This is a genomic window from Actinoplanes sp. NPDC004185 (assembly GCF_053603475.1).
The window spans coordinates 1-11730 of sequence record NZ_JBSGFR010000094.1; the positions used below are offsets into that span (position 1 = coordinate 1).

Here is an 11730-nt window from a genome sequence, read left to right on the forward strand (position 1 = left end):
GGAGAACCAGGGCGAGGTCCTGGCGGGTGAATATCAGCTCGAGGTCGGCTCACCCGGGGTGGACCGGCCGCTGACCCTGCCCCGGCACTGGCGGCGCAACGTCAGCCGGCTGGTCGCCGTCACCGTCGCGGGCCGGTCGCTGACCGGCCGCGTCACGGCCGCCGGCGAGACCGGCGTCGTGCTCGACGTCGACGGCAGCAGCACGGAGATCCCGTACGCCGATCTGGGGCCGGGCAAGGTCCAGATCGAGTTCAAGCGGCTGGACGAAGCCGTCTTCCCCGACGAGGGCGACGAGGACGAGGACGATGAAGATGACGACGAGGATGGGGAGGGCGAGGACAAGTGAACATCGACCTCGCGGCGCTGCGCGCCCTGGAGCGCGAGCGGGAGATCCCGTTCGAGACGATCCTCGCGGCGATCGAGACGGCACTGCTGACCGCGTACCGGCACACCGACGGGGCCGAGAGCCACGCCCGGGTGCAGATCGACCGTAAGAACGGCGCGGCCCAGGTCTTCGCCCAGGAGCTGGACGCCGACGGTTCCCTGGTCCGGGAGTGGGACGACACCCCGCACGACTTCGGCCGGATCGCCGCTATGACCGCCAAGCAGGTCATCCTGCAGCGGCTGCGCGAGGCCACCGACGAGGTGCACTTCGGCGAGTACGCGGGCCGCGACGGTGACCTGGTCACCGGCATCGTGCAGGCCGACGCGGCGCGGGCCGAGAAGGGCATCGTCATCGTCGACCTGGGCAAGCTCGAGGCGGTCCTGCCGCAGGCCGAGCAGGTGCCGGGGGAGACGTACGAGCACGGCTCGCGGATCCGCTGCGTCGTGGTGCACGTGGCCAAGGGCTTCCGCGGTCCGCAGATCACTCTGTCGCGCACCCACCCGGCGCTGGTCAAGAAGCTGTTCGCGCTGGAGGTGCCGGAGATCGCCGACGGCACGGTGGAGATCGCCGCCATCGCACGTGAGGCAGGTCACCGTTCGAAGATCGCGGTGCACTCGCGGGTCGCCGGGGTCAACGCCAAGGGCGCCTGCATCGGCCCGATGGGGCAGCGGGTCCGGGCGGTGATGAGCGAGCTGCACGGCGAGAAGATCGACATCATCGACTACTCGGACGACCCGGCGAGGTTCGTCGGCAATGCGCTGTCCCCGGCCAAGGCCCTGCGGGTCGAGGTGGTGGACCTGGCCACCCGGACCGCCCGGGTCACCGTGCCCGACTTCCAGCTCTCGCTGGCGATCGGCCGGGAGGGCCAGAACGCCCGGCTCGCGGCCCGCCTGACCGGCTGGCGCATCGACATCCGCCCGGACAACGAGCAGCCGGATCCGGCCGCGGAGCGCGATGCCGCCGAGACCGGGAGCTGACCGGATACCCGAGCACGAGGCGCGCGGGGTAGACTTCCGGGTGGCCGGTCCGACACGCACCTGTGTTGGCTGTCGCTCACGCGTGCCGGCCTCCGAATTACTGCGGTTCGTCGCGGTCGGAGCAGGAGGTCACCTCCGGCTCCAGCCCGATCCGGGCCGCCGGCTGCCGGGCCGGGGAGCACATGTGCATCCTGATCCGGTCTGCTTCGCGCAGGCGGAGCGGCGTCGCGCTTTCGGGCGTGCGCTGCGACTCACCGGTGTTGCTGACACCGGATTGCTTGCCGAGCACATCCGAGCGGTCACCGTGCCGTCCGGAACCACCGATGATGTGGCGTAGGTGCCCCATCCATGTCCAGCAAGGTAGGACGACCCAGATGAGCACACGATGAAGTCCCTGAAATGACCAGGCTTCTAGTGCACGAGTGAGGTCGGCGGGCGCTGCTCGTACGACCTCGAGATGAGGAGTGCAGTGCCAGGCAAGGCCCGCGTTCACGAGCTCGCCAAAGAGCTCGGGGTCGACAGCAAGACCGTTCTCGCCAAGCTCAAGGAGATGGGCGAGTTCGTCAAATCCGCATCCAGCACGGTCGAGGCCCCGGTGGCCCGGCGACTTCGTGGTGCCCTCGACGCCCCGGGCGGTGCTGCTCCGGCGGCGCCCGCGCCCGCCGCGTCGGACGCCACGAGTGCGCCCAGCGCCCCCCGGGCCAACCCATCGGCCATGCGGCCGCAGCCGCCGCGCCGGCCCGCTGCGCCGACGACCGGAGCGCCCACCGGCGCCCCTGCGTCCTCGGCGCCGTCGCCCGGCTCGATGGTCCGGCCCAAGCCGCCGGTTCCCGGCCGTCCGGGCCCGGTGCCCGGTCCGGTCGCCAAGCCGGCGAGTGCCCACGACATCGAGGTGGCGGCCGCCGAGGCCCGCGCCTCGGCGCTGAAGGCCGAGCAGGAGGCCGCCGTCAAGGCTGCCCAGGCGGCCCGCACGCGGGACGCCGAGCGCCGGGCGCAGCAGCCTCCGGCCGACGGCACCACCCGTCCGCGGCCCCCGGGCCCCGGCACGGTGCCGCCGCGTCCCGGCTCTCCTGCCGCAACGCGTCCCGGAGCCCCGGGCGCGCCCACTACCGGCCGTCCCGGCCCGGGCGGCTCGCCGCGCCCGCCGGCCCGCGGTCCCGGTAACAACCCGTTCGGCGTCTCCGGTGGCGGCCAGCGGCCGACCCCGTCGGCGATGCCCCGGCCCAACCAGCCTGGCATGCCCCCGCGGCCGAGCCCGGCCTCGATGCCGCCGCGGCCCAGTCCCGCGTCCATGCCTTCGCAGCGTCCCGCCGGTCCCGGCGGCGGTCGTGGCGGTCCCGGCGGTGGCGCCGGCCGTCCCGGCGGTCCCGGTGGCGGTCGTGGCGGTCCGGGCGGCGGCGCCGGGGGCGGTTTCCGCCCCGGTGGCGGTGCCGGTGCCGGTGGCGGCGGTTATCGCGGCGGTGGTGCCGGTGCCGGTGGCGGCGGTGGCTACCGCGGTGGCCCCGGTGGCGGCGGCGGTGCTGGTGCCGGTGGCGGTTTCCGCCCCGGTGGCGGCGGTCCCGTCGGCGGTGCCCCCGGTCGTCCCGGTGGTGGCGGTCGCGGTCGTGGCGGCGGTGCCGCGGGTGCCTTCGGGCGTCCCGGTGGCCGGCCCACGCGTGGCCGCAAGTCGAAGAAGCAGCGGCGTCAGGAGTTCGACAACCTGTCGGCTCCGCAGATGTCGTCGGGTGCGCCCCGCGGCTCGGGCCAGGAGGTCCGGCTCTCGCGTGGTGCGTCGCTCTCCGACTTCGCCGACAAGATCAACGCCAACCCCGGCTCGCTGGTCCAGGAGATGTTCAACCTGGGCGAGATGGTGACGGCGACGCAGTCGTGCTCCGACGACACGTTGCTGCTGCTCGGCGAGCACCTTGGCTTCGACGTGCAGATCGTCAGCCCCGAGGACGAGGACCGCGAGCTGCTGTCGCGGTTCAACATCGACCTCGATGCCGAGATCGCCGAGGACCGCCTCGTCACCCGGCCGCCGGTCGTGACCGTCATGGGTCACGTCGACCACGGCAAGACGAAGCTGCTCGACGCGATCCGCAAGACCAACGTGGTGGCCGGCGAGGCGGGTGGCATCACCCAGCACATCGGCGCTTACCAGGTCGTCGTCCCGCACCAGGGCGAAGACCGGGCGATCACCTTCATCGACACCCCGGGCCACGAGGCGTTCACCGCCATGCGTGCCCGTGGTGCCCAGGTCACGGACATCGTGATCCTGGTGGTCGCGGCCGACGACGGCGTCATGCCGCAGACGGTCGAGGCGCTCAACCACGCCAAGGCGGCTGACGTGCCGATCGTGGTCGCGGTCAACAAGGTCGACAAGCCGGACGCCAACCCGGACAAGGTCCGCCAGCAGCTGACGGACTACGGCCTGCTCGCCGAGGAGTACGGCGGCGACACGATGTTCGTCAACGTGGCCGCCAAGCCGGGTCTCGGCATCGACGACCTGCTCGAGGCCGTGCTGCTGACCGCTGACGCTTCGCTGGAGCTCACCGCTCCGATCGACGGGCCGGCGCAGGGTGTCGCGGTCGAGGCCCACCTCGACAAGGGGCGTGGTGCGGTTGCCACGGTTCTGGTCCAGAAGGGCACGCTGCGGGCCGGCGACTCGATCGTGGCGGGTGGCGCGCACGGTCGCGTCCGCGCCATGCTCGACGAGAACGGCAACCAGGTGGCCGAGGCAGGTCCGGCACGTCCGGTCCTCGTCCTGGGTCTGACGTCGGTGCCCGGCGCCGGCGACACGTTCCTGGCGGCGGAGGACGACCGGACGGTCCGGCAGATCGCCGAGCAGCGGCAGGCCCGCCGTCGTGCGGCGAGCTTCGCGAACTCGAAGGGCAAGGCCACGCTCGAGACGCTCATGGAGCAGCTCAAGGAGGGCGAGAAGACTTCGCTCACCCTGGTGCTCAAGGGTGACGGCTCGGGTTCGGTCGAGGCACTCGAGGACGCGCTGTTCAAGATCGAGATTCCGGACGAGATTCAGCTCAAGGTCATCCACCGCGGCGTCGGTGCGATCACCGAGAGCGACGTCAACCTGGCGAGCGCCTCTTCCGAGGCCATCGCCACGATCATCGGCTTCAATGTCCGGGCCAGCAACAAGGTCAAGGAGATGGCCGACCGCGCCGGCGTGGAGATCCGCTACTACAGCGTGATCTACCAGGCCATCGAGGAGATCGAGGCGGCGCTCAAGGGCCTGCTCAAGCCGGAGTACGAAGAGGTCGAGCTGGGCACGGCGGAGATCCGCGAGGTCTTCCGCTCGTCCAAGATCGGGCTCATCGCCGGCTGTATGGTCCGCTCGGGTCTCATCCGCCGCAACGCCAAGGCGCGCATCCTGCGCGACGGCACCGTGGTGGCGGACAACGTCACGATCAGCTCGCTGAAGCGGTTCAAGGACGACGCCACCGAGGTCCGCGAGGGCTTCGAGTGTGGTCTGACCCTGTCCGGTTTCGGCACGCCGCAGACCGGCGACGTGATCGAGACCTTCGAGATGCGTGAGAAGCCGCGGGCGTAACCACCCCCGGCTGACGGCCCCCGGCGCTCAGGCGCCGGGGGCCGTTGTCTTTACTACTGGAATGTCTCGCTACGCCCTCCTCCTCGCGCCCTCCGCCAACCGCGTCTACGCCGACCAGGCAGGTCGACTGTCGCGGGCGGAGCTGGCCGCGTTCCGGCCCGTGCTCTCCTCGGAGGTGGCCGAGGTCGATGCCACCCGGATCGGCGGCGTGGAGTACCTGACGTTCACCGCGGACCTGCAGCCCCGGGACATCGCCTACCTGTCCAACATGTCGGCTGCTTACGCCCTGTTCGAGAGGGCCGGGGACGACCTGCTGCGGCCGCTGGAGCTGACCCCGCTGGCCCGCTACGACAGCGACCTGATCACCATCCCGAAGTACGCGGGCAAGACGAACGAGCAGTTCACCAAGCTGCTGCTCAACCTGACCCTGCTCGCCTCCGCCTCGCGCCGCCAGATGCTCGACGGCCACGTGATCGTCGGTGACTTCCTGGCCGGCCGCGGCACCACGCTCAACCAGGCGCTGATGTACGGCTACGACGCCATCGGGGTGGAGCTCGACGGCAAGGACGTCGAGGCGTACAAGCTGTTCCTGCAGACCTGGCTCAAGCGCAAGCGCCTCAAGCACACCGCCGAGCTCAACCCGGTGCGCCGGCAGGGCCGCAAGGCCGCCCGCCGGATGGAGATCACCATGGCGGCGAGCAAGGAGGACCACAAGGCCGGCGCGGTGCAGAAGGTGATCATGCTCAACGCGGACACCACCCAGCTCGACGGCCTGCTCCGGGCCAACTGCGTGGACGTGCTGGTCGTCGACCTGCCGTACGGCGTCGCGCACGGCAGCTACGAGGACGAGGGCGGCATGTCGCGGCGCCCCCTGGATCTGCTGGAGCGGGCCGTGCCGCAGTGGGTGCACCTGCTGCGTCCCGGCGGGGCCATCGGGCTGTCGTGGAACACCAAGGTGGCCCGGCGGGAGCTGGCCGAGGACATCCTGGTCGCCAACGGGCTGGCGCTGGTGCCGTACGAGGACCTGAGCCACCGCGTCGACCAGGGCATCGAGCGTGACGTGGTGGTGGCCCGGAAATCCAGCTGATCCGGCCGGGGTACGCGGGTACTCTCGCTCGCTGATGTATATCGAGACCGCACTCTTCGACCTGCTGCTGCCCGGCGACTCGCGTTCGCTCAAGCAGAAGCGTTCCTACGTCCGCCCGATCATCGCGATGCTGCGCAAGTACGAGGTCAGCGTCGCGGAGGTGGGTGACCACGACGTGCACGGGCGGGCCCAGATCGGGGTCGCCGTGGTCGCCGCCGAGCCGGCCCAGGCCCGCGCGGTGATCGACACGTGCGAGCACCAGATGGCCGGCCGTCCCGAGATCGAGCTGCTGTCGGTCCGGCGCCGGCTGCACGGTGACGACGACTGACCGGTCCTACCCATGACCCCCGCGGGTGACGCACCTACGCGGCGTTCGAGCCTCGGCGGTCATGGGTAGGCTTCAGGCGTTGGGCGGGGCGGTTTCGTCCCGGAGGCACGGTTGTCGGAGGTGGGCGATATGTCGGACCCGGCCAAGACGCGCCGGCACGCGGAGCGCATCCGCGAGCTGGTGGCATCGCTGGTGCGAGAGATCAAGGATCCCCGTCTCGGCATGGTGACGATCACGGACGCCCGGATCACGGGTGATCTCCGGGACGCGCACGTCTACTACACCGTGCTCGGTGACCAGACCGAGCAGGCCGCCACCGCGGCGGCGCTGGACAGCGCCAAGGGCATGCTGCGCACCCGCGTCGGTCACGCCCTGGGCCTGCGGCACTCGCCGAGCCTCACGTTCGTGCTGGACAACGTCCAGGACAACGTCAAGGAGATCGACGAGCTGCTGGCCGCGGCCCGGCACCGCGACGCCGAGGTGCAGCGGCTGGCCGCCGGTAAGCAGTACGCCGGCGACCCGGACCCGTACAAGGCCGACGAGGACGAGGAAGACGAGGACGCCGACGAGCGGGTCGGTGCCCGCGAGGACCAGGGGTGACCGAGGCGGTCACCGTCTCGGAGGGTGCGCCCGCCGCGGCCGACTTCTCGGCCGCGGTGGCGGCGATCCGCGAGCTGGCGCCGACCGGCCGGGTGCTGCTGATCTGTCACGTCAACCCGGACGGCGACGCGCTGGGCAGCATGCTCGGCTTCGGCCTCGGGCTGCGCCGGCTCGGCGTGGCCCGGCTGCAGGCCACCTTCCCCGGCACGTTCGAGATCCCCGACCCGTTCGCCGCCCTGCCCGGCCTCGATCTGCTGGTCAGCGAGGACGAGGCGGAGCCCGAGCCGGATCTGGTGATCGTCTTCGACGTGGCCGCGGTGTCCCGGCTGGGGGCCCTGGCCGACCGGCTGCCGCGCGCCCGCGCCACCGTCGCCCTGGACCACCACGCGTCCAACACCGGCTTCGCGGGGGTCAACCTGGTCGACGCGGGTGCCGCCGCCACCTCGGTGGTCGCCGAGGAGCTGCTGCGCCGCCTCGACGTGCCGCTGGACGCCGAGATCGCCGAATGCCTGTACGTGGCCCTGGCCACCGACACCGGCTCGTTCCGCTTCGACATGACCACGCCGCGGGTGCACGAGATGGCCGCCCGGCTGATCGCCACCGGCCTGCGCCCGGGTGAGATCTCCCGCCGGGTGTTCGACAGCCGCCCGTTCGGCGCGATGAAGCTCTCCGCCGACGTGCTCAGCCGCGCGCAGCTCGATCCGACGGCGGCGGACGGCCACGGCATGGTGTGGACGTACGCGACCCTCGAGGACCTCGAGCGGCACGGGCAGCGGCCGTACGTGCTGGACGCGCTGATCGATCCGGTCCGGTGCGTGGCCGAGGTGGACGTGTCCGTGGTGGTCAAGCAGCTCGCCGACCGCGAGTGGGCGGTGTCGCTGCGCAGCAAGGGCGCGGTCGACGTCAGTGCCGTCGCGGTGGCCCTGGGCGGCGGCGGGCACCGGCTGGCCGCGGGTTTCACCGGCTACGGCACCCCGGGGGACGTCGTCAGCGCGGTCCGCGACGAGCTGGGCAAACACCTCATTCCGTAGCTTCTGCTCGATGAAGGCCGGCCCTCGGGCCGGCCTTTTGTCGTTGATCCGCTTCCCGAAGTGCGGGACACGACGAGCAACGCGCGAGACTGAACGATAGTTTGAGTTAACGGTGATTTGGTTTCTGCACGGGCGCTACCACCGACCGCCGCAGCAGCCTCGAGCCACCCGGGTCCACCATCCCGGGCTGTGTCGCCCCGCCACCCGTCCGGCGATCCCGGACCGGCCCTCGCGACACGCCGCTCGATCGATCAGTGGGTGCCGTGCACCCGTTCCGCCGTGGAAGGACCACGATCATGGCTGCCATGCCCAAGCCCAAGCCCCAGTCCGACGACGCTCGCGAGCAGGCCCGCCGCGCGCTGCAGACGTCGATGGACACCCGCCAGTAAGCAGTCCGGCGCATTGCGCCCCTTACGGCCCGGCGGGCATCATGACTGTCCATGAGCCCGCCCGCCGCCCTCGACCCCGGCACTCTCAACCGGCGCATCGCCGCCCTGGCCCTGCCGGCCCTGGTCGTGCTGGCCGCCGAGCCGTTGTACGTGCTGGTGGACACCGCCGTGGTGGGCCACCTGGGCCGGATCCCGCTCGCGGCGGTCGCGGTCGGCGGCACCGTGATGTCGGTGGCCGTCTGGTTCGGGACGCTGATGGCGTACGGCACGACCGGCCGCGCCGCCCGCCGCTTCGGCGCGGGTGACCGCACCGCCGCCGTCGCCGAAGGCGTCCAGGCCTCCTGGCTCGCCCTGGCCACCGGCGCTGTGCTGGTGCTGCTGGCCCAGCTCTTCGCCACGCCGGTCACCCGGGCCCTGGCCGCCGACCCGGCCGCCGCCGAGGCTGCCGCGCAGTGGCTGCGCATCGCCGTCCTCGGCATTCCCGGCCTCCTGCTCGCCGCGGCCGGCAACGGCTGGATGCGCGGCGTGCAGGACACCCGCCGCCCGCTGTACTTCGTCCTCGGCGCCAACGTGCTCTCCGCGGTGTTGTGCCCGCTGCTCGTCTACCCGGCCGGCTGGGGACTGATCGGCTCGGCGGTCGCCAACGTGGTGGCCCAGTCGCTGACCGGCGGACTATTCCTCTGGGCGGTCGTCCGCGAACGCGCGCCGCTGCGGCCCAGCCCGGCGGTCATCGTCCGCCAGCTGGTGCTGGGCCGGGACCTGCTGATCCGCGGTGCCGCGTTCCAGGTCTGCTGGTTGTCGGCGACCGCCGTGGCGGCCCGGTTCGGCGTAGCGGCCGTGGGTGCCCACCAGATCGGCCTGCAACTGTGGTTCTTCTGCGCCCTGGCCCTGGACGCGGTGGCGATCGCGGCCCAGTCGTTGGTCGGCGCGGCGCTGGGGGCGGGCGACAGCGCCGCGGCCCGCGACGTGGCCCGCCGGGTCACCGCTGTGGGCGCGGTGGCCGGCGTGGGGTTCGCGGTGCTGGCGGCGGCGGGTGCCGGGGTGGTGCCCGGCTGGTTCACCGGTGACCGGGCGGTCCACGAGCAGGCGGCGATCGTCTGGCCGTGGTTCGTGGGCATGCTGCCCTTCGCCGGCGTGGTCTACGCCCTGGACGGCGTCCTGATCGGGGCGGGTGACGTCGGCTACCTGCGCACGATGACGCTGGCGGCGGCCCTGGCCGGTTTCCTGCCGGCCATCTGGCTGGCGTACGCGCTGAACTGGGGGCTGTCGGGAGTGTGGTTCGGGCTGGCGTTGTTCACGCTGATCCGGCTGGTGTTCCTGCTGGTCCGCTGGCGCGGGGCCGGCTGGGCGGTCCTGGGCGCCACCCGCTGACCGCGGATGCGTCGCGCTCCGGCGGCGCCCGGAGACCGCACGCTTCGCGCGACGCGGCATGTCGCGCTGGCCGTTCAGGTCAGGCGGGTCTTGCCGGGTCCCGGGTTCCTCACTCGGGCGGCGGCCGGTCGCGGCGGTCGGTGAAGGTGCCGAGCGCGGCGGTGAACGAGGTCAGCAGCCGCGCGAAAGTCTCCCGATCCGCCTCCGGCCAGTCGCTCATCGCCCGGGCGAAGACCTCCTGCCGCGTCCGGTGGGCACTCGTCAGCTGCGAGCGCCCCTCACCGGTCAGGCCGAGCAGTGTCCGCCGGCCGTCGCGCTGATCGGCCTGGCGGACCACCAGGCCCTGCTCCACCGCCCGGGCCACCAGCCGGCTGGCCCGCGGCTGATCCACGCCGAGCGCGGCGCCCACCTCGCCGACCGTTGCGGGCCGGCCCAGCTCATCCAGCGCGTCCAGCACCCCGAAGACCGTCTGATCACCTTCCGGAGCGAGCCGGCTCAGGGCTCGCCGGCTCTGACTCCGCCGGATCGTGATCATCGCCCGCTCGATCGCCGCCAGCTCCTCCATGGATGTCATCGTACAAATACATGTAACCTGACATGTATGCGTCCCCTCGGATACTGGATCAAAGAGATCGACCGCCGCATCGAAGCCGGCTTCGTCGGGCTGCTGGCCGATGAGGAGCTGACCCGGCGGCACTGGCAGATCCTGACCACCCTCGCGCAGGCCGACACCTCCAGGGCCGAGCTCGACACCGCCCTCGCGCCGTTCGCCCCGACCGTGGGCGCGCAGGTCGACGACCTGATCCGCCGCGGCTGGGCCACCGAGGCGGAGACCGGGCCGGTCCTCCGGCTGACCGAGGCCGGGCGGACGGCGCACGATCGGGTCGCCGGGGAGGTGCGTATGTTCCGGACCCGCGTCACCGAGGGCCTGACCGAGCAGGAGTACGCCACCCTGGTCACCCTGCTCGAGCGGGTCGCCGGCAACCTGCCCCCGGCCTGACCCGCGGCCGGAGCGGTCTGGTTGGGTGGAGCCCGTGAACGTGGACGGGCTCATCGTTGTGGACAAGCCGGCCGGGATGACCTCCCACGACGTGGTCGCCCGGATCAGGAGGCTGGCCCGGACCCGGCGGGTGGGGCACGGCGGCACCCTCGACCCGATGGCCACCGGGGTGCTGATCATCGGGGTCAACCGGGCCACCCGGCTGCTCACGTACGTCATCGGCGCCGGCAAGAGCTACACCGCCACCATCCGGCTCGGGCAGACCACGATCACCGACGACGCCGAGGGTGACGTCACCGCCACCGTCTCCACCGCCGGGGTCACCGAGGAGGCGATCCGGGCCGGGCTCGCCGCGCAGACCGGCGAGATCGAGCAGGTGCCCAGCGCGGTCAGTGCCATCAAGGTCAACGGGCAGCGGGCGTACAAGCGGGTCCGTGACGGCGAGGAGGTCGAGCTGGCCGCCCGCAAGGTCACCGTCTCCCGGCTCGAGGTGCTGGCCGTGCGGCGCCCGGACGAGGGTGACTTCGTCGACGTGGACATCGACGTCACCTGTTCCAGCGGCACCTACATCCGGGCCATCGCGCGGGACCTCGGCCGTACCCTCGAAGTCGGCGGGCATCTGACCGCGCTGCGCCGCACGGCCGTCGGTGAGCTCACGCTCGCGTCCGCCGCCACCCTCGCCGAGCTGGAGGAACGCGCGCCCGACGTGATCTCGCTGCCGCTGGCCGAGGCGGCCCGGCGGGCCTTCCCGCAGCGGGAGGCCGACGCCGAGGAGACCCGGGTGCTCAGCCACGGCGGTCCGCTGCAGCCGGTCGGCATCGAGGGCCCGTACGCGGTCTTCAACACCGACGGCGACGTGCTCGCCATCGTCTCCGAGCGCGACGGCAAAGCGCGCGCCGAGATCGTGCTGGCCCCGGCCTAGCTGTAGTGCCCATGACCGTTGTTGAGTACGGCGTGGCGGCTTGGAATGTGAGAAGACCTCCGGCGAGGTGGGAGTTGCGACGCTTCCACCGAGACC

Annotated in this window: 11 protein-coding genes and 1 pseudogene; 11 read left to right on the forward strand and 1 reads right to left on the reverse strand. The window is 72.2% G+C overall.

Annotation, left to right across the window (positions count from 1 at the left end):
• From ACWEOZ_RS43370 to ACWEOZ_RS43410, 9 genes and pseudogenes are all read left to right on the forward strand, one after another.
• Positions 1–346 (forward strand): annotated as a pseudogene (locus ACWEOZ_RS43370) (ribosome maturation factor RimP); the annotation flags it as partial.
• Positions 343–1362: a transcription termination factor NusA gene (nusA, locus tag ACWEOZ_RS43375; protein WP_451916512.1), complete on the forward strand. Its 1020-nt coding sequence runs from the start codon at positions 343–345 to the stop codon at positions 1360–1362. The pseudogene ACWEOZ_RS43370 and the gene nusA, both read left to right, overlap by 4 nt.
• Positions 1340–1699, forward strand: coding sequence for a YlxR family protein (locus ACWEOZ_RS43380; RefSeq protein ID WP_451916513.1), 360 nt, complete (start codon positions 1340–1342; stop codon positions 1697–1699). Before nusA ends, ACWEOZ_RS43380 begins: the two co-directional genes overlap by 23 nt.
• A 132-nt stretch (positions 1700–1831) precedes the next feature.
• A complete protein-coding gene (gene infB / locus ACWEOZ_RS43385; protein ID WP_451916521.1) occupies positions 1832–4906 on the forward strand; it encodes a translation initiation factor IF-2 in 3075 nt (1024 codons plus the stop codon).
• A gap of 61 nt (positions 4907–4967) precedes the next feature.
• Entirely contained in the window at positions 4968–5993 is a 1026-nt protein-coding gene (locus ACWEOZ_RS43390) for a TRM11 family methyltransferase (protein WP_360830719.1), read from the forward strand.
• Between the two features lie 34 nt (positions 5994–6027).
• Positions 6028–6321 (forward strand): DUF503 domain-containing protein, encoded by a 294-nt coding sequence (locus ACWEOZ_RS43395; protein ID WP_451916514.1) that lies wholly within the window; start codon positions 6028–6030, stop codon positions 6319–6321.
• Between the two features lie 129 nt (positions 6322–6450).
• Positions 6451–6921 carry a 30S ribosome-binding factor RbfA gene (gene rbfA, locus ACWEOZ_RS43400; protein WP_451916515.1) on the forward strand — a complete coding sequence of 157 codons (471 nt, stop codon included), beginning with the start codon at positions 6451–6453 and terminating at the stop codon, positions 6919–6921.
• Positions 6918–7952: a DHH family phosphoesterase gene (locus tag ACWEOZ_RS43405; RefSeq protein ID WP_451916516.1), complete on the forward strand. Its 1035-nt coding sequence runs from the start codon at positions 6918–6920 to the stop codon at positions 7950–7952. Before rbfA ends, ACWEOZ_RS43405 begins: the two co-directional genes overlap by 4 nt.
• A gap of 440 nt (positions 7953–8392) precedes the next feature.
• A complete protein-coding gene (locus tag ACWEOZ_RS43410) occupies positions 8393–9712 on the forward strand; it encodes an MATE family efflux transporter (RefSeq protein ID WP_451916517.1) in 1320 nt (439 codons plus the stop codon).
• Positions 9713–9821: 109 nt separating this feature from the next.
• Here ACWEOZ_RS43410 and ACWEOZ_RS43415 read toward each other — a convergent pair whose 3' ends face one another.
• Positions 9822–10277 (reverse strand): MarR family winged helix-turn-helix transcriptional regulator, encoded by a 456-nt coding sequence (locus ACWEOZ_RS43415; protein WP_451916518.1) that lies wholly within the window; start codon positions 10275–10277, stop codon positions 9822–9824.
• A 36-nt stretch (positions 10278–10313) separates the two neighbouring features.
• Here ACWEOZ_RS43415 and ACWEOZ_RS43420 point away from each other — a divergent pair, with 36 nt between their 5' ends.
• Positions 10314–10712: a MarR family winged helix-turn-helix transcriptional regulator gene (locus tag ACWEOZ_RS43420; RefSeq protein WP_451916519.1), complete on the forward strand. Its 399-nt coding sequence runs from the start codon at positions 10314–10316 to the stop codon at positions 10710–10712.
• A gap of 34 nt (positions 10713–10746) precedes the next feature.
• Entirely contained in the window at positions 10747–11634 is an 888-nt protein-coding gene (truB, locus tag ACWEOZ_RS43425) for a tRNA pseudouridine(55) synthase TruB (protein WP_451916520.1), read from the forward strand.
• Positions 11635–11730: the final 96 nt, after the last annotated feature.